Source organism: Streptomyces sp. CB02056 (assembly GCF_001905545.1).
Taxonomy (GTDB): Bacteria; Actinomycetota; Actinomycetes; order Streptomycetales; family Streptomycetaceae; genus Kitasatospora.
In genome coordinates, this window is sequence record NZ_LIPD01000001.1 from 178994 (window position 1) to 201321 (window position 22328).

General features: G+C 72.4%; 25 protein-coding genes. 16 read left to right on the top strand and 9 right to left on the bottom strand.

Annotated features, from left to right (window positions below):
• Positions 1–21: 21 nt before the first annotated feature.
• From AMK13_RS00705 to AMK13_RS00750, 11 genes are all read left to right on the top strand, one after another.
• Positions 22–375 carry a histidine triad nucleotide-binding protein gene (locus AMK13_RS00705; protein ID WP_049651083.1) on the top strand — a complete coding sequence of 118 codons (354 nt, stop codon included), beginning with the start codon at positions 22–24 and terminating at the stop codon, positions 373–375.
• A gap of 6 nt (positions 376–381) precedes the next feature.
• The gene (locus AMK13_RS00710; protein ID WP_049651084.1) at positions 382–1305 is read left to right on the top strand and encodes a ribonuclease Z; all 924 of its coding nucleotides are present in this window, start codon (positions 382–384) and stop codon (positions 1303–1305) included.
• Between the two features lie 316 nt (positions 1306–1621).
• Entirely contained in the window at positions 1622–2656 is a 1035-nt protein-coding gene (locus AMK13_RS00715) for a PhoH family protein (RefSeq protein ID WP_079271808.1), read from the top strand.
• Positions 2657–2670: 14 nt separating this feature from the next.
• Complete coding sequence (gene ybeY / locus AMK13_RS00720; RefSeq protein WP_049651086.1) at positions 2671–3165, top strand: rRNA maturation RNase YbeY; 495 nt, start codon at positions 2671–2673, stop codon at positions 3163–3165.
• Between the two features lie 19 nt (positions 3166–3184).
• Positions 3185–4510: a hemolysin family protein gene (locus tag AMK13_RS00725; RefSeq protein ID WP_049651087.1), complete on the top strand. Its 1326-nt coding sequence runs from the start codon at positions 3185–3187 to the stop codon at positions 4508–4510.
• A gap of 33 nt (positions 4511–4543) precedes the next feature.
• Positions 4544–4780 (top strand): hypothetical protein, encoded by a 237-nt coding sequence (locus tag AMK13_RS41600; protein ID WP_063780135.1) that lies wholly within the window; start codon positions 4544–4546, stop codon positions 4778–4780.
• Between the two features lie 38 nt (positions 4781–4818).
• On the top strand, positions 4819–5370 hold the full coding sequence (locus AMK13_RS00735; protein WP_049651089.1) for a DUF4383 domain-containing protein: 552 nt from the start codon (positions 4819–4821) through the stop codon (positions 5368–5370).
• Positions 5371–5398: 28 nt separating this feature from the next.
• Positions 5399–5752, top strand: coding sequence for a cytidine deaminase (locus AMK13_RS00740; RefSeq protein WP_049651100.1), 354 nt, complete (start codon positions 5399–5401; stop codon positions 5750–5752).
• Between the two features lie 160 nt (positions 5753–5912).
• On the top strand, positions 5913–6089 hold the full coding sequence (locus tag AMK13_RS43280; RefSeq protein WP_158077653.1) for a hypothetical protein: 177 nt from the start codon (positions 5913–5915) through the stop codon (positions 6087–6089).
• Between the two features lie 70 nt (positions 6090–6159).
• Positions 6160–7089: a GTPase Era gene (era, locus tag AMK13_RS00745; RefSeq protein WP_049651090.1), complete on the top strand. Its 930-nt coding sequence runs from the start codon at positions 6160–6162 to the stop codon at positions 7087–7089.
• 123 nt (positions 7090–7212) lie between these two features.
• Positions 7213–7917, top strand: a complete 705-nt coding sequence (locus AMK13_RS00750) for an alpha/beta fold hydrolase (RefSeq protein WP_074000727.1) — start codon at positions 7213–7215, stop codon at positions 7915–7917.
• A gap of 57 nt (positions 7918–7974) precedes the next feature.
• On the opposite strand, the gene AMK13_RS00755 is transcribed toward AMK13_RS00750, so the two are convergent.
• Both AMK13_RS00755 and AMK13_RS00760 read right to left on the bottom strand, forming a co-directional pair.
• Positions 7975–8241 carry a protealysin inhibitor emfourin gene (locus AMK13_RS00755; protein ID WP_049651101.1) on the bottom strand — a complete coding sequence of 89 codons (267 nt, stop codon included), beginning with the start codon at positions 8239–8241 and terminating at the stop codon, positions 7975–7977.
• A 124-nt stretch (positions 8242–8365) separates the two neighbouring features.
• Positions 8366–9385 (bottom strand): M4 family metallopeptidase, encoded by a 1020-nt coding sequence (locus tag AMK13_RS00760; RefSeq protein WP_074000728.1) that lies wholly within the window; start codon positions 9383–9385, stop codon positions 8366–8368.
• Positions 9386–9727: 342 nt separating this feature from the next.
• On the opposite strand from AMK13_RS00760, the gene leuA reads away from it, so the two are divergent.
• The 4 genes from leuA to AMK13_RS00780 all read left to right on the top strand — a co-directional run bounded on the left by leuA (position 9728) and on the right by AMK13_RS00780 (position 14267).
• Complete coding sequence (gene leuA / locus AMK13_RS00765; RefSeq protein ID WP_074000729.1) at positions 9728–11524, top strand: 2-isopropylmalate synthase; 1797 nt, start codon at positions 9728–9730, stop codon at positions 11522–11524.
• Between the two features lie 239 nt (positions 11525–11763).
• A complete protein-coding gene (locus tag AMK13_RS00770; protein WP_049651094.1) occupies positions 11764–12459 on the top strand; it encodes a hypothetical protein in 696 nt (231 codons plus the stop codon).
• 223 nt (positions 12460–12682) lie between these two features.
• Complete coding sequence (recO, locus tag AMK13_RS00775) at positions 12683–13429, top strand: DNA repair protein RecO (RefSeq protein WP_049651095.1); 747 nt, start codon at positions 12683–12685, stop codon at positions 13427–13429.
• Between the two features lie 4 nt (positions 13430–13433).
• On the top strand, positions 13434–14267 hold the full coding sequence (locus AMK13_RS00780) for an isoprenyl transferase (RefSeq protein ID WP_049651096.1): 834 nt from the start codon (positions 13434–13436) through the stop codon (positions 14265–14267).
• A gap of 75 nt (positions 14268–14342) precedes the next feature.
• On the opposite strand, the gene AMK13_RS00785 is transcribed toward AMK13_RS00780, so the two are convergent.
• Genes AMK13_RS00785 through AMK13_RS00800 form a run of 4 tightly spaced genes read right to left on the bottom strand, consistent with a single transcriptional unit; the run spans position 14343 to position 17576 of the window.
• Positions 14343–14753, bottom strand: coding sequence for a Fur family transcriptional regulator (locus AMK13_RS00785; protein WP_049651097.1), 411 nt, complete (start codon positions 14751–14753; stop codon positions 14343–14345).
• A 35-nt stretch (positions 14754–14788) separates the two neighbouring features.
• Complete coding sequence (locus AMK13_RS00790) at positions 14789–15718, bottom strand: metal ABC transporter permease (RefSeq protein WP_049651098.1); 930 nt, start codon at positions 15716–15718, stop codon at positions 14789–14791.
• Positions 15715–16479, bottom strand: a complete 765-nt coding sequence (locus tag AMK13_RS00795) for a metal ABC transporter ATP-binding protein (protein WP_049651099.1) — start codon at positions 16477–16479, stop codon at positions 15715–15717. Before AMK13_RS00795 ends, AMK13_RS00790 begins: the two co-directional genes overlap by 4 nt.
• 14 nt (positions 16480–16493) lie before the next feature.
• Positions 16494–17576: a metal ABC transporter substrate-binding protein gene (locus AMK13_RS00800; protein ID WP_241852702.1), complete on the bottom strand. Its 1083-nt coding sequence runs from the start codon at positions 17574–17576 to the stop codon at positions 16494–16496.
• Between the two features lie 191 nt (positions 17577–17767).
• Here AMK13_RS00800 and AMK13_RS00805 point away from each other — a divergent pair, with 191 nt between their 5' ends.
• Positions 17768–19150 (top strand): glycine--tRNA ligase, encoded by a 1383-nt coding sequence (locus tag AMK13_RS00805; RefSeq protein ID WP_030233601.1) that lies wholly within the window; start codon positions 17768–17770, stop codon positions 19148–19150.
• Positions 19151–19327: 177 nt separating this feature from the next.
• Here the strand turns inward: AMK13_RS00805 and AMK13_RS00810 are convergent, their stop codons facing one another.
• The 3 genes from AMK13_RS00810 to AMK13_RS00820 all read right to left on the bottom strand — a co-directional run bounded on the left by AMK13_RS00810 (position 19328) and on the right by AMK13_RS00820 (position 22289).
• Positions 19328–20485 (bottom strand): hypothetical protein, encoded by a 1158-nt coding sequence (locus tag AMK13_RS00810; protein ID WP_074000731.1) that lies wholly within the window; start codon positions 20483–20485, stop codon positions 19328–19330.
• Between the two features lie 68 nt (positions 20486–20553).
• Positions 20554–21714 (bottom strand): hypothetical protein, encoded by a 1161-nt coding sequence (locus AMK13_RS00815; RefSeq protein WP_074000732.1) that lies wholly within the window; start codon positions 21712–21714, stop codon positions 20554–20556.
• Complete coding sequence (locus AMK13_RS00820; protein WP_079271723.1) at positions 21711–22289, bottom strand: NADAR family protein; 579 nt, start codon at positions 22287–22289, stop codon at positions 21711–21713. The genes AMK13_RS00815 and AMK13_RS00820 overlap by 4 nt, the downstream gene beginning before the upstream one ends.
• Between the last annotated feature and the right edge of the window lie 39 nt (positions 22290–22328).

Consider the following 22328-nt stretch of genomic DNA (forward strand, 5'->3'; position numbering starts at 1 on the left):
ACCGATCCCGAGGAGAGAGCCATGGCCGGCGAGCCGCAGCCCGACTGCCTGTTCTGCAAGATCGTGGCGGGCGAGATCCCGGCGACCGTGGTGCGCAAGACCGAGCGCACCCTCGCCTTCCGCGACATCGCCCCCAAGGCTCCCGTGCACGTGCTGGTGATCCCGCACGCGCACTACCCGAACGCGGCCGCGCTGGCCGCCGCCGAGCCGGAGACCGCCGGCGAACTGCTCGCCGAGGCGGGCGCGGTGGCCGCGGACGAGGGCATCGAGGACTACCGGCTGATCTTCAACACCGGTGCCGGCGCGGGGCAGACCGTCTTCCACGCGCACGTCCACGTGCTCGGCGGCATGTCGATGACCGAGCGCATGGTCTGACCGCAGGTGTCCCAGCGCGAACTCGTCGTCCTCGGCACCGCCAGCCAGGTGCCCACCCGGCACCGCAACCACAACGGCTACCTGCTGCGCTGGGACGGCGAGGGCCTGCTGTTCGACCCCGGCGAGGGCACCCAGCGCCAGATGCTGCACGCCGGGGTGACGGCCACCCAGATCACCAGGATCGCGGTCACCCACTTCCACGGGGACCACTGCCTGGGCCTCGCCGGGGTGATCCAGCGGATCAACCTCGACCGGGTCCCGCACCCGGTCGACGTCTACTTCCCGGCCTCCGGCGAGGTCTACTTCGAGCGGCTGCGGCACTCCACCGCCTACCACGAGACGGCCGTGCTGCGGCCCCGGCCGATCGACGAGCCCGGGCCGCTGCCGGCGCCCGGCGCCCGCTTCGCGCTGGACGCCGTCCGGCTGGACCACCCGGTGGAGTCCTTCGGCTACCGGCTGTCCGAGCCGGACGGCCGGCGGCTGGTGCCGGAGCGGCTGGCCGCCCTCGGCGTGCGCGGCCCGGCGGTGGGCCGGCTCCAGCACGAGGGCGCGATCGAGGTGGACGGCCGCACCGTCACCCTGGCCGAGGTCAGCGAGCCGCGGCCGGGCCAGAAGTTCGCCTTCGTGATGGACACCCGGCTGTGCGAGGGCGTGTACGCGCTGGCCGAGGGCGCCGACCTGCTGGTCGTCGAGGCGACCTTCACCGACGCCGACGCCCGGCTCGCCGAGGAGCACGGCCACCTCACCGCCGGGCAGGCCGCCAAGGCCGCCGCCGAGGCCGGGGTGCGCACCCTGGTGCTGACCCACTTCTCGCAGCGCTACCCGGACCTCGGCCAGCACCTGGCCGACGCCCGCAAGCACTTCGACGGGGAGCTGGTGCTGGCCGCCGACCTCGACCGGGTGCCGGTGCCGGCCCGCCGCCCGTCGTGACCGGCCCGGGGAACCGGAGCGGCACGGGAGAGTCCCGGCAGTGTCCCCGGTGAAAAAAATGGGCTCGCGCCGGCCTGCGATCTGCCGGAGCATCGTCGGGTGCGGCCCCGCCGCCCGCCACGGCGATCACGCTCGCGGCGTACCCTGGTGCCCCGGAGACACCCAGCGGCACCCGAGACCACGGATGGGATGAGGCAGGCCCCAGCGCCGACCTATGAGTGACACATCGCAGACCCGTACCAACGGACAGTCGCGCCCCGAAACGACCGACGACGGCCGTGTGAGCGCCCGGATCGTGATCCCCGAGAAGCACCCGATGGTCACCCTGCTCGGCACCGCGGACTCGCTGCTGCGCGTGATCGAGCAGGGCTTCCCCGCCGCGGACATCCACGTCCGCGGCAACGAGGTGACCGCCACCGGGGACCGGGCCGAGGTCGCCCTCGTGCAGCGGCTCTTCACCGAGATGATGCTGGTGCTGCGCACCGGCCAGCCGCTGACGGAGGACTCCGTGGAGCGCTCCATCGCCATGATCCGCAGCCAGGACCCGGACAGCCCGGCGCCGTCGCAGGTGTTCACCGCGAACATCCTGTCCAACCGGGGCCGGACGATCCGCCCGAAGACCCTCAACCAGCAGCGCTACGTCGACGCGATCGACAAGCACACGATCGTCTTCGGCCTCGGCCCGGCGGGCACCGGCAAGACCTACCTGGCGATGGCCAAGGCCGTCCAGGCCCTCCAGGCCAAGGAGGTCAACCGGATCATCCTGACCCGCCCGGCGGTCGAGGCGGGGGAGCGGCTGGGCTTCCTGCCCGGCACCCTCTACGAGAAGATCGACCCGTACCTGCGCCCGCTGTACGACGCGCTGCACGACATGATGGACCCGGACTCCATCCCGCGCCTGATGGCGGCCGGCACCATCGAGGTCGCCCCGCTCGCGTACATGCGCGGCCGCACCCTCAACGACGCCTTCATCATCCTCGACGAGGCCCAGAACACCTCGCCCGAGCAGATGAAGATGTTCCTCACCCGCCTCGGGTTCAACTCCCGGGTGGTGGTCACCGGCGACACCAGCCAGATCGACCTCCCGGGCGGCACCCGCAGCGGTCTCAAGGTCGTCCAGGACATCCTGGCCGACGTGCCCGACATCCACTTCTCCGTCCTCACCAGCACCGACGTGGTCCGCCACAAGCTGGTCGGCCGGATCGTGGACGCCTACGAGCGCTGGGACGCCCGCCAGGAGGCGGAGGAGGCCGCCCCGGCGGCCCGCAAGCCCGCCCAGCGGCGCCCCGGCAAGGCCACGGCGCCCCGCGCGCCCCGCGCACCCCGCCAGTCCCATCGCACCGAAAGCTGAGCACACAGCCCGTCATGTCGATCGACATCGCCAACGAGTCCGGTTGGGAGGCCGACGAGGAAGCCATCCTCGACGTCGCCCGCTTCGCACTGGACAAGATGCGGATCCACCCGCAGTCCGAACTGTCCGTGATCCTGGTGGACAGTGCGGCGATGGAGGAGCTGCACATCCAGTGGATGGACCTGCCCGGCCCGACCGACGTGATGTCGTTCCCGATGGACGAGCTGCGTCCCGGCAAGGAGGGCGACGAGCTGCCGCAGGGCCTGCTCGGCGACATCGTGCTCTGCCCCGAGGTCGCCGAGCAGCAGGGCCTGGCGGCCCCCTCCAAGCACTCGATGGACGAGGAGCTGCAACTGCTCACCGTGCACGGCGTGCTGCACGTCCTCGGCTACGACCACGAGGAGCCGGAGGAAGAGGAGGAGATGTTCGCCCTCCAGAAGCGCATCCTGGACGACTGGCGGACGGGCCGGGGCCTCGGCGGCATCTCCCCGGCCCCCACCACCCACTGAGCGCGGAGCCCGAACCCCTGTGAGTGGTGAGAGTACGAGCTTCATCCTCGGTGCCGTGCTGCTGGTCGTGCTCGGCTGGCTGGCCGCGTGCGCCGAGGCGGGCATCTCCCGGGTCTCCCGGTTTCGGGCGGAGGAGGCGGTGCGCAGCGGTAGGCGCGGCTCCGCGCGGCTGCTGACCGTCGCCTCCGACCCGATCCGCTACCTCAACCTGGCCACCCTGATCCGGGTGGCCAGCGAGATGGCGGCGGCCGTCCTGGTCACCGTGGTGTGCGTGCGCAACGTGACGCCCACCTGGCAGGCCGTCCTGCTGGCGTTCGGCGTGATGGTGCTGGTGTCCTTCGTCGCGGTGGGGGTCTCGCCGCGCACGATCGGGCGCCAGCACCCGCTCACCACCGCGACGGCGGCCTCCTTCGTGCTGCTGCCGCTGGCCGCGGTGCTGGGCCCGATCCCGCGGCTGCTGATCCTGCTCGGCAACGCGCTGACCCCGGGCAAGGGCTACCGGGAGGGTCCGTTCGCCTCGGAGGCGGAGCTGCGGGCCCTGGTGGACCTCGCCGAGAAGGACGACCTGATCGAGGACGAGGAGCGCCGGATGGTGCACTCGGTCTTCGAGCTGGGCGACACCATCGTGCGCGAGGTGATGGTGCCGCGCACCGACCTGGTGATGATCGAGCGGCACAAGACCGTCCGGCAGGCGCTGACCCTGGCGCTGCGCTCGGGCTTCTCGCGGATCCCGGTGGTCGGCGACAACGAGGACGACGTGGTCGGCATCGTCTACCTCAAGGACCTGGTGCGGCGCACCCACATCAACCGGGAGGCGGAGTCCGAGGAGGTCGGCGCGGTGATACGGCCGGCCGTCTTCGTCCCGGACTCCAAGCCGGCCGGCGACCTGCTGCGCGAGATGCAGCAGCGCCGTTCGCACGTGGCGATCGTGATCGACGAGTACGGCGGCACGGCCGGCCTGGTCACCATCGAGGACGTCCTGGAGGAGATCGTCGGCGAGATCACCGACGAGTACGACCGGGAGATCGCCCCGGTGGAGGACCTCGGGGACGGCTCGTACCGGATCACCGCCCGGCTGCTGGTGGAGGACCTGGGCGAGCTGTTCGGCATCGAGCTGGAGGACGAGGACGTCGAGACCGTCGGCGGCCTGCTGGCCAAGCACCTGGGCCGGGTGCCGATCCCCGGCTCCTCCTGCGAGATCCCGCTGCCCGACCCGGTGGAGGGCGGCCTGTCCGGCATCCTGCTGACCGCCGAGTCCTCGGCGGGCCGCCGCAACCGGATCGGCTCGATGGTCGCCGCCCCCGTCCGCCGCACCGAGGACGCCGAGGAGCCGGCGGGCGAGTAGCGGGTGGGCGGTCGCCGAGCGACCATGGAGGGCATGACGCACAAACTTCGCGCGGAGTACGGCCCGCAGGGGGCGGCCGGCGGAGTCAAGTCCTGGCACGTGGTGCGGGACGAGGACCTGTCGGTGGCGCTCTGCGGCCGGACCATGTCCGACGACGCCGAGACGCGGCCCGAGGAGGAGTGGGGCACCGGGTTGCGCTGCTGCCAGCAGTGCGGCTCGCTCTACATGCACGAGGTGCCGCACATGCAGGGGAGCCACCCCTACAGCTAGGCACCCGGCTGGACCATGGCCGAGCTCTGGAGGTCGCCATGAAGCTGCAAGACGAACTGCCCACCGTCGACCGTCGGCTCGCCATGGTGTGGCGGGTCGGGGCGGGGCTCGGGGGGGTCTTCCTGATCGTGTTCGGGTGTCTGGGGCTGGCCGGCGAGCCGGGCTTCCTGGCCACCCACGGCGACCGGATCGCCGGGCTGTCGACCAACGGGGCGCTGAGCATCCTGTCCATCGTGGCGGGCGCGGTCCTGGTGCTGGGGGCGGTGGTCGGCGGGAACTTCGCGTCCAACCTCAACATGGCGGTGGGCGTGCTGTTCGTCCTGTCGGGCTTCTACGGCCTGACGGTGCTCGGGCGGCCGGACGCCAACATCCTCAACTTCCGGATGTCGAACGTGCTGTTCGCGTTCATCTTCGGCATCGTCCTGACGACCTTCGGCATGTACGGCCGGGTGAGCGGCCACCTGCCGCACGACAACCCGTACTGGCGGCAGCGGATCGAGCGCGAGGAGGCTCGGCCGAGCGGCGCCGCGAAGACCTTCGTCAAGGTCCTCAAGCCGAACCCGGGGCCCACCCACCCGGTCGGCCACTGAACGGCGCCGGGTGCCTATGCTCGGCGGCATGAGTGACATCGTCGAGCTCGACCCCGAAGACAAGAAGATCATCACCCTGGCCCGCTCGGTCCGCGCCCGCAACGGCGTGGCCGAGGGGGCCGCGGTGCGTGACGAGACCGGGCGCACCTACGTGGCCGGGACGGTCGCGCTGGAGTCGCTGCGGCTGAGCGCCCTGCAGACGGCGGTGGCGATGGCGGTGGCCAGCGGCGCCCGGTCGCTGGAGGCGGCGGCCGTGGTGAGCGAGGCGGAGCAGCCGGCCGAGACGGACCTGGCGGCCGTACGGGACCTGGGCGGGGCCGGGACGCCCGTGCTGCTGGCCGGGCCGGACGGGACGCTGCGGGTGTCCGCCGAGGCGCGCTGAGGCCCGTCGAGGGGCCCGTACGGGGCCGCCGGGGGCCGTTGGCGGGCCTTCGGCGGCCCCGCCGCGTGCCCCGTACGGCGCTGTCGGACGGCATGGTCTTGGAGCCCAGGCCTTGCAGATAATCTCACCGGGGGAGTGGACTCGGTGAGGGGACTGGGGCATGGGGGCGGTGGCGTTCTTCGCCGGGCTGGTGCTGTTCGTGATGGGGCTGGGCAAGTGGCAGGAGACCGGGTCCGAGCTCTGGCTGTACGGCTCGCTGGGCTTCCTGCTGGTGCTGGTGGTGGTCTCGCTGATCCCCACCTCCGGCAAGGGCGGGAAGGCCGGGAAGAAGGGCTGAGCGCGCCCCGGACACCCCCGCGGGGTGGGCCCGGACGGCGGGGCTCCGGTGATCAGGGAGAATGGAGCCCATGAATGCCCCTTCCTCCTCGTACCGCTCCGGGTTCGCGTGCTTCGTCGGCCGGCCCAACGCGGGCAAGTCGACCCTGACCAACGCCCTGGTGGGGACGAAGGTCGCGATCACCTCCGATCGCCCGCAGACCACCCGGCACACCGTGCGCGGCATCGTGCACCGCCCGGACGCCCAGCTCGTGCTGGTCGACACCCCCGGTCTGCACAAGCCGCGCACCCTGCTCGGCGAGCGCCTCAACGACCTGGTCCGCACCACCTGGGCCGAGGTCGACGTGATCGGCTTCTGCCTGCCCGCCGACCAGAAGATCGGCCCCGGCGACAAGTTCATCGCCAAGGAGATCGCCGGGATCAAGAAGACCCCGAAGGTCGCCATCGTCACCAAGACCGACCTGGTCGACTCCAAGCGCCTGGCCGAGCAGCTCATCGCCATCCACCAGCTCGGCATCGAGCTGGGCTTCGAGTGGGCCGAGATCATCCCGGTCTCCGCCGTCGGCGACAAGCAGGTCGAGCTGGTCGCGGACCTGCTCACCAAGCTGCTGCCGGAGGGCGACCAGCTCTACCCGGCGGGCGACCTCACCGACGAGCCCGAGCAGATCATGGTCGCCGAGCTGATCCGCGAGGCCGCGCTGGAGGGCGTGCGCGACGAACTGCCGCACTCGCTGGCCGTGGTGGTCGAGGAGATGCTCCCGCGCGAGGGCCGCCCGGCGGACCGCCCGCTGCTGGACATCCACGCCAACGTCTACATCGAGCGGCAGAGCCAGAAGGCGATCGTGATCGGCGCCAAGGGCGCGCGGCTCAAGCACGTCGGCACCACCGCCCGCAAGCACATCGAGGCGCTGCTCGGCACGCCGGTCTACCTGGACCTGCACGTCAAGGTCGCCAAGGACTGGCAGCGCGACCCCAAGCAGCTGCGCAAGCTCGGCTTCTGAACCCGGGCTCCCGACGAGGGAGTTCGGGCAGCCGGGAGGCCTGGGGCCCGTTCGGACGTTGTGCGTCCGGGCGGGCCTTCGCCGTGGTCCGGCCGTACGCGACGTCAGAAGGGTTACACCGCGATGGAGTTGCACACCCGGGAGTGGGGCAGCGGGGACCGGCTGGCCGTGCTGGTGCACGGCATCATGTCCGACCACCGCACCTGGCGGCTGGTCGGCCCGGCCCTGGCGGGGAGGGGCTACCGGGTGCTCGCCGTGGACCTGCGCGGGCACGGCGCCAGCCCGCGCGGCACCGGCGCCACCGCGCTGGAGCGTTACCCCCTGGCGGCGTACGCCGAGGACCTGCTGGAGAGCCTGCCGGCCGGTGTCGAGCTCGCGATCGGCCACTCGCTGGGCGGGATCGTCCTGGCGGACGCGGTCGAGCGGCTGAAGCCGGCTCGCGCGGTGTACGTCGACCCGGCCTGGCGGTTCGTCCAGACCGGGATGGACCCGCGGGTGATGGCGCAGCTGCGGCACCTCACCCGGGAGCAGGTCGTGGCGCTCAGCCCGACCTGGGAGCCGGCCGACGTGGACGACGAGATCGCCGCCGCGGCCGCCTGGGACGAGGACTCGGCGCTGGCCCTGGCCGACCAGCGCTCGGACCTGCCGGCCGGGCCGGCGGTGCCCTCGCTGGTGGTCCTGGCCGACGGCAGCATGCTGGTGGACGCGGCGAGCGCCGAGGAGCTCACTGCCCGCGGCTTCGAGGTGCGCACCGTCCCCGGCACGGGCCACACCGTCCACCGGGACGACCCGGCCGGCTTCCTGGCGGCGCTCGACGGCTGGCTCTGAGTCCGGGGGCCGCCGCCCGACAGGCCCTGTAAGGCCCCGACCGCGGGCTCCCTGGTGCTACGCGCCCTCGCGCAGCACCAGGGAGACCAGCTCGCGCTGCGAGTCGGTGAGCTTCGGGTCGGCGCAGTACACCGACCGGCCGTCGACGGTGATCTCGTAGTGGAAGCCGTCCGGCACCCCGTACGAGGGCGCGCGCAGCCCGCCCGCGACGGCCTCGCGGGCGAGTGCGTGCACGTGCGGGGCGTCCGTGCGGTCGGCGGTGTCGATCTCCGCCTGGCGGACGATCCCCGCGAAGCCGCCGGTCCGGGTCACCTGGATACGCATGGTGTCCATGGTGCTACCCGGGGAGGGGGTTTGCCGGGCTTTTCCCGGACCGTGACCTTAAGCCCGCCTCAACCCGGTCTCAACCACCCTTCAGGCGTACTCCCGGGGCCGTCCGCGGCCCCGCTCACCCCGGGCTGACCCCGACCTGCGCCCAGGAGGCCGTGACGGTGTCCACGACCGACCGGTCGTCGGGGTAGCGGGACCTGGCGGCGGCCACGGTGGCCCGGGCGAAGGCGGTGAAGTCGGCGTCGGCGGGCAGCGTGCGCCCGGTCAGCGCGTCGTACCAGATCCGGCCCGCGCGCTCCCAGGCCGAGCCGCCGAGCGCGGTGGCCAGCAGGTAGAACGCGTGGTTGGGGATGCCGGAGTTGATGTGCACCCCGCCGTTGTCCTGGGAGGTGTCCACGTAGTCCCGCATGTGCGCGGGCTGCGGGTCCTTGCCGAGCCGCGGGTCGTCGTAGGCGGTGCCGGGCGCCTTCATCGAGCGCAGCGCCACGCCCTGGACGCCCGGGGCGAGCAGTCCGGCGCCGATCAGCCAGTCGGCGTCGGCGGCGGCCTGGCGCAGCGCGTACTGCTTGACCAGCGAGCCGAAGACGTCGGAGACCGACTCGTTGAGCGCGCCGGGCTGGTCCTGGTAGTCCAGTCCGGCGGTGAACTGGGTGACGCCGTGGGTGAGTTCGTGGCCGATGACGTCGACGCAGGCGGTGAAGTCGCCGAACACCACGTTGTCGCCGTCGCCGAACACCATCTGGTGGCCGTTCCAGAAGGCGTTGTCGTAGTCGCGGCCGTAGTGGACGCTGGCGTCCAGCCGCAGGTCGCGGTCGTCGATCGAGTGCCGGCCGAAGACGTCGGCGTAGAGCGCGAAGGTGGCGCCGAGGCCGTCGTAGGCGTGGTTGACGGAGCTGTCGGAGGAGGCCGCGCGGCCCTCGGTGCGCACGGAGCGGCCGGGCAGCCGCTGGCCGTGGCCGGCGTCGTAGACGACCCGGTTGAGACCGGGGGCGGCGACGGGCGGGGCCGGGGAGAGGCGGGCCGCGCGGTGCGCCGCGTCGAGGGCCAGGGAGTGGACGGCGGGTTCGTGGCCGGCCTCGGCGAGGCGGTCCAGGACGAACGGCGGGACGATCGTGCAGAACGGTGCTGCTGCGGTCATGTTGCCCAGGGTGAGGCCTCGATGACCGGTTGTCACCACCTCCGGCAGGACCGGTCGGCGTCTCAAGGAGTGGAACGGTGGCCCGGATCACTTCGGGGGCGCGCGGTGCTGGGTTACGCTGGGCCCATCATGCGCAACGGGCTGCTTCTTCTTAGCTGCCGCGTCGAGGGCCTGTAGTCCACTGGGGCCGGCACCCTCGCCGCGGGGAACGTGCTGTGCGCGCAATCGGCGATCCAAGGGTGTATCGCGAGCGGCAGCAGAGGCCGGCCAGTCGGTGTTGACCAGGTGTTGACCACCCCCGACCCGCCCGCACCACGCATCACAGGAAGCCGAGTCACCTCCATGACCGAGCAGAACTCCGCCGCGTCCGTCCCCGCCGGCCGCCCCTTCGTCGACCGCCCCACCCCGATCACCGCCGCCTCGGTGCGCCAGCAGCCCTCGGGCATGCGGCACGGGCGCTACCTGCCGTTCGGCACCGTCGACCTGCCGGACCGCACCTGGCCGGAGAAGGTGATCACCAAGGCGCCGCGCTGGCTGTCCACCGACCTGCGGGACGGCAACCAGGCGCTGATCGACCCGATGTCGCCGGCCCGCAAGCGCAAGATGTTCGACCTGCTGGTGGCCATGGGCTACAAGGAGATCGAGGTCGGCTTCCCCGCCTCCGGGGCCACCGACCACGCCTTCGTACGGTCGCTGATCGAGGAGGGGGCGATCCCCGAGGACGTCACCGTCTCGGTGCTGACCCAGGCCCGCGAGGACCTGATCGAGAAGACCGTGGAGGCGCTGGTCGGCGCCCCGCGGGCGACCGTCCACCTGTACGCCGCGACCGCGCCGCTGTTCCGCCGGGTGGTGTTCCGCAACGACCGGGCGGCCACCAAGGCGATCGCCACCGAGGGCACCCGGCTGGTGATGGAGTACGCGGAGAAGCTGCTGGGCGACGACACCGTCTTCGGCTACCAGTACTCGCCGGAGATCTTCGTCGACACCGAGCTGGACTTCGCGCTGGAGGTCTGCGAGGGCGTCATGGACGTCTGGCAGCCGGGCGAGGGCCGCGAGATCATCCTGAACCTGCCCGCCACCGTCGAGCGGGCCACCCCGAACGTCCAGGCCGACCAGTTCGAGTGGATGTCGCGCCACCTGTCCCGCCGCGAGTTCGTCTGCCTGTCGGTGCACCCGCACAACGACCGCGGCACCGCCGTCGCCTCCGCCGAGCTGGCCTACATGGCGGGCGCGGACCGGATCGAGGGCTGCCTGTTCGGGCAGGGCGAGCGGACCGGCAACGTCGACCTGGTGACGCTGGGGATGAACCTGTTCTCGCAGGGCATCGACCCGCAGATCGACTTCTCCGACATCGACGAGGTGCGCCGCACCGCCGAGTACTGCAACCAGATGGAGGTGCACCCGCGCCACCCGTACGCCGGCGACCTGGTGTACACCTCCTTCTCGGGCTCGCACCAGGACGCCATCAAGAAGGGCTTCGACGCCCTGGAGGCGGACGCGAAGGCGGCCGGGGTGCCGCTGGAGGAGCACACCTGGGGCGTGCCGTACCTGCCGATCGACCCGAAGGACGTCGGCCGCACCTACGAGGCGGTCATCCGGGTCAACAGCCAGTCCGGCAAGGGCGGCGTGGCGTACGTGCTGAAGAACGACCACAAGCTGGACCTGCCGCGCCGGATGCAGATCGAGTTCTCCCGGATCATCCAGGCCAAGACCGACGCCGAGGGCGGCGAGGTCAGCCCGGCCGAGATCTGGCGGGTCTTCGAGGACGAGTACCTGCCGACCACCGGCAACCCGTGGGGCCGGATCTCGCTGAGCGGTTCGCGCACCCTGACCACCGAGGACGGCCGGGACGCGCTGACCGCCGAGGCCCGGCTGGACGGCGCCCCGGTGACCCTGACCGGTACCGGCAACGGCCCGGTCTCGGCCTTCGCCGACGCGCTGGCCCGGATCGGCGTGGACGTACGCGTCCTGGACTACGCCGAGCACGCGCTGAGCGAGGGCGGCGACGCCCAGGCCGCCGCGTACGTGGAGTGCGCGGTGGACGGCAAGGTGCTGTGGGGCGTGGGCATCGACGGCAACACCGTGCTGGCCTCGCTGAAGGCCATGATCAGCGCCGTCAACCGCTCGCAGCGCGGCTAATTCGAACGGGTGGTATGCGAAGGGCCGTCCCACGGGGCGGCCCTTCGTCGTCCCCGCCCCGGATTGTGGCCTGCGCCACATTTTTTCGAATCGGAAGCCGTTCGAGGTACTGACACGTGCCGGTAACCGTGGCAACATCGATCCACCGGAAAGCCGGGTCGGTGGGACGGCCTCGGTGTCCGGTCGCGTGACCTGCCCATAGTCGAGCAGGCCGCCTGCCATGTCTGGGGAGTGGCGCCGTGACCAGGTTGTGGGGTGTTCGCCCGCGGTGGCGGACTGACGTTCTCGGTGACTTCTTCTGCCCGGGCTGCGGCGGGGACCGCAACTACCGCCGGCAGCACGGCCGGCGGTGGCTGCGGTTGCTGGGGACCCCGGTGGTCCCGCTCGGGCCGGTGCTCGGCAGCGTGCAGTGCACCAGCTGCCACGGCCGGTACGGCGTCGAGAGCCTGGAGCAGCCCACCTGCGTGCGCCTCGGCGCGATGCTGCGGGACGCCCAGTACACCATCGCGCTGGCCATGCTCGCGGCCGGCGGCACCGCCCACCGGGCGGCCCGCGAGGCGGCCTGCGCGGCGGTCCGCGAGGCCGGGTTCGAGGACTGCGGCGAGGCCCAGGTGCTGGCCGCGCTCGCCGCGCTCTCCGGGCTCGGCGGCGAGCTCTACCACGCCCACGACCTGGAGGCGCCGCCCGGCCGGGGGCTGGCGGAGGCCGGCGGCCTGGCCGTCGAACTGCACGCCGTGGTCGAACCGCTCACCCCGCACCTGGCCCACTCCGGCCGCGAGCGGCTGCTGCTGCAGGGCGCGGCGATCGCGCTGGCGGACGGCCGCTACCTGCCGCAGGAGCGCGAGGCGCTGGCCGCGGTCGGGCGCTGCCTGGACCTGCCGCGGTCCCGGGTCGGGGCGCTGCTGGAGGCGGCGACCAGGACGCCGTACCAGTAGCGACCGCCTCTCCGTACCGTCCACCTCCGAAGATCCGCGGACCACCTCAGACCACCTCGGAATCCCCCACAACGGGCCTGGCCTCCCCACCCCGGGCCCGCCGTGACCCGCACCGCCGTGGTCTCCCCCACGACCGCCGGTGCGGGCAACACGGCTGTCCGGAGCCCGGTGCGGGCGGGCGGGGCCGTCCGGAGCCGGGGGCGGGTGGGGGAGAATGGTCCCCATGAGTCTTTTCCGGGACGACGGCGTCGTGCTGCGGGCGCAGAAGCTCGGCGAGGCCGATCGGATCATCACCCTGCTGACCCGCCAGCACGGCAAGGTGCGGGCGGTCGCGCGCGGGGTGCGGAAGACCAAGTCCAAGTTCGGCGCCCGGCTGGAGCCGTTCTCGCACGTGGACGTGCAGTTCTTCAGCCGGGGGAGTGAGCTGTTCGGCCGGGGATTGCCGCTCTGCACCCAGGTGGAGACGATCGCCCCGTACGGCGGCTCGATCGTCACCGACTACGGCCGCTACACGGCCGGCACCGCGATGCTGGAGACGGCCGAGCGGTTCGCCGAGAACGAGGGCGAACCGGCCGTCCAGCAGTACCTGCTGCTGGTCGGCGGGCTGCGCACGCTGGCGGCCGGGGTGCACGAGTCGCACCTGGTGCTGGACGCCTTCCTGCTGCGCTCGCTCGCGGTGAACGGGTACGGCGCGAGCTTCACCGACTGCGCCAAATGCGGCCTGGAGGGGCCGAACCGTTTCTTCTCCCTCCCCGCGGGCGGGGTGCTCTGCGGCGACTGCCGAGTGCCCGGATGTGCCGTACCCTCCCCTGAGACACTGGTACTGCTCGGGGCGCTGCTGTCAGGGGACTGGCAGACGGCCGACGCCTGCGAGCCGCGGTACTGGCGGGAGGGCAGCGGCCTGGTCGCGGCCTATCTGCAGTGGCACCTGGAGCGGGGCATCCGCTCGATGAGATACGTGGAGAAGTGAGCACATGGCAGCGCGACGGCTCTTCGGCGGCGGCAAGCAGAGGACGTACGTCCCCCCGACCCCCCACCCCAGCGGCGCACAGCCCCCGAAGATCCCCGGCGAGCTGGTCCCCGACCACGTCGCCATCGTGATGGACGGCAACGGCCGTTGGGCCAAGGAGCGCGGACTGCCCCGCACCGAGGGCCACAAGGTCGGCGAGTCCGTGGTGCTGGACGTCCTCAAGGGCGCGATCGAGCTCGGGGTCAGGAACATCTCGCTGTACGCGTTCTCCACCGAGAACTGGAAGCGCTCGCCCGACGAGGTGAAGTTCCTGATGAACTTCAACCGGGACGTCATCCGCCGCCGCCGCGACGAGATGGACGCGATGGGCGTGCGGATCCGCTGGGCCGGCCGGATGCCCAAGCTGTGGAAGAGCGTCGTCCAGGAGCTCCAGGTCGCCGAGGAGCAGACCAAGGACAACGACGCCGTCACGCTCTACATGTGCGTCAACTACGGCGGCCGGGCCGAACTCGCCGACGCGGCGCAGGCGCTCGCCCTGGACGTCGCGGCCGGGAAGCTCGACCCGAAGAAGGTCAGCGAGAAGACCCTCGCCAAGTACATGTACCACCCGGACATGCCGGACGTGGACCTGTTCCTGCGCCCCAGCGGGGAGCAGCGCACCTCCAACTTCCTGCTCTGGCAGTCGGCTTACGCCGAGTTCGTGTTCCAGGACGTGCTCTGGCCGGACTTCGACCGCCGCGACCTGTGGCGCGCCTGCGAGCAGTACGCGATGCGCGACCGGCGCTTCGGCGGGGCGATCCCGAACGAGGTCGGCGCGCCGGTGCCGTCCCCGCGCTGACGGGCGCGTACGACGGAGGGGACCTACCGGGATCTGCCCGGTGGGTCCCCTTCGCCGTACGCGCGCGGACGAGCCTCAGACCTTCTTGGCGCACTCCGCGCAGGTCCCGAAGATCTCCAGGGTGTGCGCGATGTCGCTGAAGCCGTGCTCGGCGGCGACCGAGTTGGCCCAGCGCTCCACCGCGGGACCCTCCACCTCGACGGTCGCGCCGCAGTGCCGGCAGACCAGGTGGTGGTGGTGCCCGCTGCTGCAGCGGCGGTAGACCGCCTCGCCGTCGGCGGTGCGCAGCACGTCCACCTCGCCGGCGTCCGCGAGCGACTGGAGCGTGCGGTAGACCGTGGTCAGACCGACGGAGTCCCCGCGGTGCTTGAGCAGGTCGTGGAGCTCCTGCGCGCTGCGGAAGTCCGCGATCTCGTCCAGGGCCGCCGAGACGGCGGCTCGCTGCCGGGTCGAGCGGGCGCGCGGCGACGGGCCTGCGGTGGTCACCGTGGGTCCTCCTGGGGTCGTGGGCGTCTCGCACATCATTGTGCCAGCCCCGCCCGCCCCTCAGGTGTGGTCGTGCCGGACGGTTCGCCGGAGGCCTGTTCCGGCAGTTCGACGTCGCACACCTTCGGCCCGTGTTCGCCGGTGCCGCGGTGGCGCCGCCGGGCGAGCGGCGCGGCGAGCAGGCTGAACACCGCGAAGACCGCGATGGCGAGCAGCACGATGGCCGGGCCGGAGGGCACGTCCAGGTGGTAGGAGCCGGTGACGCCGGCCAGCGAGACGACCACGCCGAGCGCGATCGAGGCGGCCTGGGTGGCGGCGAAGGACCGGGTGAGCTGCTGGGCGGCGACCACCGGGACCACCATCAGCGCGCTGACCAGCAGCAGCCCGACGACGCGCATGGCGACCGTGACGGTGACCGCGGCCATCACCGCGAGCAGCAGGTTGAGGGTGCGCACCGGCACACCGGTGACCCGGGCGAAGTCCTCGTCCTGGCAGATCGCGAAGAGCTGGCGGCGCAGGCCCACGGTGACCGCGACGACCACCGCGCCGAGCACCGCGATGGTGGCCAGGTCGGCGGGGGCGACGGTGAGGATCGAGCCCCACAGGTAGCTCTCCAGCGAGCCGGCCCCGGCCTGGGCGGACATCGAGACCAGCAGCTTGCCGCAGGCCATGCCGCCGTAGAAGAGCATCGCGAGGGCGATGTCGCCGCGCTGGTTGCCGCGCGAGCGGACCAGCTCCATGGTGACGGCGCCGAGCACGCAGACCAGCACGGCCATCCAGACCGGGCTGGTCTGGAAGATGAAGCCGAGGCCGACGCCGGTCATCGCGACGTGGCCCATGCCGTCGCCCATCAGCGCCTGGCGGCGCTGCACCAGGTAGATGCCGACGGCCGGGGCGGTGATCCCGACCAGGACGGCGGCGAGCAGGGCCCGCTGCATGAAGTCGTAGGAGAGCATCTCGGTCATGCCAGCAGCCTCGGCGGGGTCAGGTCGGCGTGCGGGTGGACGTGGTCGTGGCCGGGCAGCGCGTGCAGCCCGGTGTTGGGCACGGGCGGGCCGTCGTGGGCGACGCAGCCGTCCCGCAGCACCACGGCGCGGTCGATCAGCGGCTCCAGCGGCCCGAGTTCGTGCAGCACGAGGAGGACGGAGGCGCCGCGGCCGACCTCGGCGCGCAGGGTGTCCGCGAGCACCTGCTGGCTGGCGGCGTCCACGCCGGCCATCGGCTCGTCCATGATCAGCAGGTCGGGGGTGCCGACCAGGGCGCGGGCGATCAGCACCCGCTGCTGCTGGCCGCCGGACAGGTCGGCCACGCCGTCCCCGGCCCGCTCCAGCATGCCGACGGCGGCCAGCGCGCGGTCCACCGCCTCGCGGTCCCGGCGGCGGAAGGGGAGCAGCCGGTGCTGCGGCAGCCGTCCGGTGGAGACCACCTCGCGGACGGTGGCGGGGACGCCGGAGGCGGCGGTGGTGCGCTGCGGGACGTACCCGATCCGGTGCCAGGCGCGGAAGGAGCCGTACGGGGTGCCGAACAGCTCCAGGGTGCCCCGCTCCAGCGGGACGGAGCCGATCACGGCCTTGACGGTGGTCGACTTGCCGGAGCCGTTGGCGCCCAGCAGGGCGACGACCTCGCCGGGGCGGACGGTGAGGTCGACGCCGCGCAGCACCGGCCGGCCGCCGCGCGAGGCGACGGCGTCACGGAGGCGGACGGCCGGGGGTATCGGGTCGGTCATGGTGCTCGGTCCCGTCAGTTCGCGGGGGCGGGGGTGGTGGCGTCGGCCGTGGCGGGCGCGGTCGGGGCGGCGCCGGTGGTGCCGGCGGTTCCGGCGGTTCCGGCCGGGGCGCCGAGGGCGGCCTGGAGGTTGGCCAGGTTCTGCTTCATGACGGTCAGGTAGTCGTCCTTGGCGGGGTCCTTGACGCCCTCCAGCGGGTCCAGGACGGCGGTCTTGAGGCCGAGGTCCTTGGCGACGGTGTCGGCGAGCTTGGGGCTGACCAGGGTCTCGAAGAAGACGGTGGTGACGCCGTTGTCCTTGGCGGCCTTCTGCACCGCGGCGAGGCGGGCCGGGGTGGGCTCGGACTCCGGGTCGACGCCGTTGATGGCGACCTGGGTGAGGCCGTAGTGCTCGGCGAGGTAGCCGAAGGCGGCGTGGCTGGTGACGAAGGTCCGGGTCCCGGCGTCCTTCAGCCCGTCCCGGAACTCCTGGTCGAGCGCGGTGAGCTTGCCGACCAGCTCGTCGGTGTTCTTCCGGTAGTCCTCGGCGTGCGCCGGGTCGGCCTTGGCGAACTCGTCGCCGACGCTCTTGGCGATCGCCGCGTAGCGGGTCGGGTCGAGCCAGATGTGCGGGTCGCCGGCCGTGTCCTCGTGCTTGTGGCCGTCGGCCCCGTGGGCCCCGTCGGCCGCGCCCCCGGCCTCGGTGCCCTCGTCGAGGTGGTGGTCGACCAGCGGGCTGGCGGCGGTGGCGTCGATCTTGTGCTTGCTGGACGACTGCGCGACGGCCTGGTCGACGGTGGGCTGGAGGCCCTTGAGGTAGATGATCGCGTCGGCCTTCTGGACCGTGCCGACCTGCTTGGCGGTGAGCTCCAGGTCGTGCGGCTCGACGCCGGCGGCGGTCAGGTCGGTGACCGCGACGTGCTCCTTGCCGATCTGCTGGGCCAGGAACTCCATCGGGTAGAAGGACGCGACGACCTTCAGCCGGCCGCCGCCGCTGTCGGCGCTGCTGCTGCCTCCGCAGGCGGTGAGGGCGAGGGAGGCGGCGAGCGCGGTGGTGCCGAGGGCTATGGAGCGGCGGGTGCGGCGGGAGAGTCCGAGTCGAGGCAGTCCGATCATCATGACAATCATTCTCATCTCACATGGAAATGATTGTCAAATCACTCGGACGGGTGAACGAGAGGTGACGGAGGGTGGGAGTGGCCGGACGATACCGATTTGAATCACGTACCCGTATGGCCGGTAACCTGAGGTATTCGGGTACGCGCAACCAGCCGTGCCCTGACCGTGCCGTACGTACTGAAGAGAGCACTGTGGCCGCCGACAAGATCGACACGATCGTCAGCCTGAGCAAGCGCCGTGGCTTCGTCTACCCCTGCAGCGAGATCTACGGCGGCACGCGTGCCGCCTGGGACTACGGGCCGCTGGGCGTCGAGCTCAAGGAGAACATCAAGCGCCAGTGGTGGCGCGCGATGGTGCAGGCCCGCGAGGACGTCGTCGGACTCGACTCGTCGGTGATCCTCGCCCGCGAGGTCTGGGAGGCCTCCGGCCACGTCGCCACCTTCAACGACCCGCTGACCGAGTGCCTCTCCTGCCACAAGCGCCACCGGGCCGACCACCTGGAGGAGAAGTACGAGGCCAAGCACGGCTTCCCGCCGCCGAACGGCCTCAAGGACGTCAACTGCCCCGACTGCGGCACCAAGGGCCAGTTCACCGAGCCCAAGGACTTCTCGGGCATGCTGAAGACCCACCTCGGCGTCACCGAGGAGGCGAGCGGCCTGGCGTTCCTGCGCCCCGAGACCGCCCAGGGCATCTTCACCAACTTCAAGGCCGTCCAGACCACTTCGCGCAAGAAGCCGCCGTTCGGCATCGCCCAGACCGGCAAGAGCTTCCGCAACGAGATCACCCCCGGCAACTTCATCTTCCGGACCCGCGAGTTCGAGCAGATGGAGATGGAGTTCTTCGTCAAGCCGGGCGAGGACGAGCAGTGGCACGAGTACTGGCTCCAGCAGCGCTGGGACTGGTACGTCGGCCTCGGCCTGCGCACCGAGAACATGCGCTTCTTCGAGCACCCGAAGGAGAAGCTCTCCCACTACGCCAAGCGCACGGTGGACATCGAGTACCGCTTCAACTTCGGCGGTAGCGAGTTCTCCGAGCTGGAGGGCGTCGCCAACCGCACCGACTACGACCTCCGGGTGCACAGCGAGGCCTCCGGCCAGGACCTGAAGTACTTCGACCAGGAGTCCGGCGAGCGGTACTTCCCGTACGTCATCGAGCCGGCGGCGGGCCTCAACCGCGCCATGCTGGCCTTCCTGATCGACGCCTACTTCGAGGACGAGGCGCCGAACGCCAAGGGCGTCATGGAGAAGCGCGTCGGCATGCGGCTCGACCCGCGCCTGGCCCCGGTCAAGGTCGCGGTCCTGCCGCTGTCGCGCAACGCCGACCTGTCCCCGAAGGCCCGCGGCCTCGCCGCCGACCTGCGCACCGCGTGGAACGTCGAGTTCGACGACGCCGGCGCCATCGGCAAGCGCTACCGCCGCCAGGACGAGATCGGCACGCCGTTCTGCGTCACGGTCGACTTCGACACCCTCGAGGACAACGCGGTGACCGTCCGCGACCGCGACACCATGTCGCAGGAGCGCGTGTCGCTGGACCAGGTCAAGGCGTACCTGGGCGCGCGGCTGATCGGCTGCTAGCAGCGGGTGGCCGAGCTTTTGCTCGGGGAGCCCTCGTCCGCCCTGGTGGGGCGGGCGGGGGCTCCCTTGCTGTTCCGGGGGGCTTCGGGGCCCTTGGTGCGCCTCCTGCGCTTGCCTGCGGCCCTGTCCTCGGCCCCGCCCTCGGGCCTGCCCTCGGGCCGCCTGCCGGTGCTGCCGCTACCGGCGCCCCCAGCGGGAGCGCGGGGCCGCGGGCGGGCGGGTCGGCAGGCCGGCGGTGCGCAGGGCGGCGAGGGTGGTGCGGTGGCGGGCCTCGTCGGCGAGCAGCGCGGCCAGCAGCTGCGCGTACAGCTCGGAGTTGCCCGCGCCGTCCAGGGCGGTGGCCAGCCCGACCACCTCGGCGGGCGGGCGCAGGACGGCCAGTTCGCCCAGCAGGAGGGTGGCGAGTGCGGGCGGCAGTCCGGTCGCGAGGGCGGCGAGGTCGGCGGTGGAGCGGCCGGCGGCCTGGCGCAGCAGCGTCCGGACGTCGTCGGCGCGGCCGTGCTGCTGGAGGCAGGCGGCCAGGGAGGTCAGCTCGGGCATCGGCGCCGACCCCCACTCCCAGAGCAGGGTCGCGCTGTCGGCGGCCAGTCCGGCCTGGTCCAGCGCGGAGAGCAGGCCGGGCACGGAGGCGGCCGGGTAGCCCCAGAAGGCGTGGAACACCTCGGCCGCCTCCTCGGCCAGGCCCAGTTCGCGCAGCTCGGCGAGCACGGCGACGGAGTGGTCGGGCGCGGTCCGGGCGATGCTGCGGGCGAGGTGGAGCGAGCCGCCGGTCGGGCCGTACCGGGCCAGCATGCCGACCAGCAGCGCCGCGTCGGCGGAGGTGAGGCGGGCGGCGGCCGTGTCGATCACCTCGGTGGCCTCGGCGAGGGAGCCGGCCCGGTGGAGGGCGGTGATCCGCTCGGTGAGGGCGCCGAGGTCGGGGCGGACGGGCGGCGGCGGGGCCTGGTGCCGGGGTGGCTGGTGGTGCTGTCGCGGCGGTTGCGGGGCCGGCTGTTGCTGCTGGGGGTGCTGGTGCTGCTGCGGTGGCGGTGGCGGTGGCGGCTGGTGCTGGTGGCGGATCCGGCTCTCCAACGCCTCCAGCTGGTCGCTGAGTTGGAGGCAGCGGGCGCCCAGGCCCTCGCGCAGGGTCCGGGCCTGGGCGAGCTGGCGCAGCAGCTCCCCGTCCGGCCGCTGACGGCCCGGGGTCGCCCGGATCGCCTCGTTCAGGCGCCGTTCGCGTTGGCTCGCGTAGCGGCTCGCGCGGAGTAATTCGTCCAGCTCCGCGCGGAGTTCGGCGGCCTGCAGCTCGCCCTCCGGCTGCCCGCCCGCGGGTTGTTCCGTCGGCCGCATGCGCATGATCGCCCCAACCTGTCCATCCGGACCCTGACTGCGTGACATCTTGGCGACAGTATGTGGCTGGGGAGTTACGAGCGCACGACCAGTCGTGCCCGAGTGGTGTCAAGGAGCGCGCAGAGGGCGGTCGTTGCGAGAAGTGCGCCGGTCGCGCTCCGCAGGAGGGTCGCCTCGTAGTACGGGCCGGGCGCGAGGGCCGCGACGGCGTATCCGACCACCGCGCCCGCCAGGGCGGGCAGCAGGAGCCGTGGTGCGTCCCGGCGGGCCGCCGCGCCGATCACCAGGAGCCCTGCCAGGGCGGCGAGTTCGGGAGTGCCGAAGGACTCCGAGTAGCGGATCGACAGGGCGGGGACGAGGAACAGCGCGAGCGCCCGACCGATCGTCCCCGCGAGGGCGGCGGTGTACGGGCCGGGTTGCGGGCGCGGGCCTCGGGGCGGGACGGTGCGGGTGGCGACGAGCACCGCCAACGCGGCCGCGGCAGACGGGAGATGGTCGCCGATCCGGGCGAGGTTGTAGAGCAGCGCGGTGTCGTACAGCACCAGCATCAGCTGGCCGTACGCCCACAGGTCGAGGGCGAAGCGGAACAGGCCGCGGGCGGGTCCGGGCTCGGGTACGGGCTTGGCCTCGGGTTCGGCTTCGGCTCCGGGCTCGGCTCCGGTTTCGCGTCGGGCCAGCCAGGCGATCAGGGGAGGGGTGAGGCAGGCCGCGAGCGTACGCAGGACGAGGTCGTCCACGGTGTACGGGTTCCGCAGGTCCCACTCCACCGCGCAGAACGCCACCGTGTACGAGGCGGCGGCCAACGGGACCAGCGGCGAGCGGGCCAGCCGGACGTACAGCGCGCGGTCCAGCCGGCGGACGACGGCGACGAACGCCAGCAGTACCAGCGGCAGTTCGAGGAACGCCTGGACCCGCAGGACGGACGGGGCGAGGAGCTCCGGGGCGGGGAAGCGGGCGGCGAGGGCGTCGAGGCGGGGCACGTCGAACCAGCCGGGCTGGAGGTAGCGGGTGATGAAGGAGACGTCGCCGTGGTGGACGCGGTTCACGTAGACCGCGACGAGCACCTGGTTGAGGTAGATCAGCGCGACGACGGCCGCCAGCACCGGCTCCGGCCCGTACGAGCGCCCGCGCCGCGCGGGCCCGGCCTCCCGCCGCAGCACCCTCGGCGCCAGGAACAGGGCGGCGGCGGCCGAGGCCACGACCGTCCCGTCCAGCAGCGGAGCGATCCCGCTCATGCGGCCAGTCGTGCCCGCGCCTCCATCAGGGCGAAGCCGAGCAGGTTCAACCCGCGCCACTCGGCGGGCTGTTGGGCCCGGATGTCGTCGGCGGCGAGCCCGATGCCCCAGATCCGGTCCACCGGGCTGGCCTCGACCAGCACCCGGTCACCCGTGCCCAGCAGGTAGCTGCGCAGCGCCTCGTCCTGCCCGAACTTCGCGACGTTGCCCGCCACCACCAGCTCGAACCGGCCGTCCACCCAGGCCTTCTCGTCGAAGTCCTTGACCAGCCGCCCCAGCTTCTTCGCCTCGGCGGGCGTGCGGGCCGCCAGCACCTGCCGCACGATCTCCTCGTCACCGAACATCCGGGCCTTGCCGGCCATCATCCAGTGCTCGGCGGAGGCGTACGCGACCCCGTCGACGGTGAACTCGCCGGGCCACCACTGGCTCAGGCACTCCTGCCGGGTCCCGCCGCCCTTGCGCTCGGTGTGCCCCCAGAACATCACCCACTTCGGCCGCACCCCGTCGGCCATCGCCACGGCCAACTCCTCGCGGCTGCGGACGGTGGACAGGTCCCCCACGTGCATCTCGCTCATATCGTCAGTCTGACATGAAGGGGTGGGTGCCGCGAACCG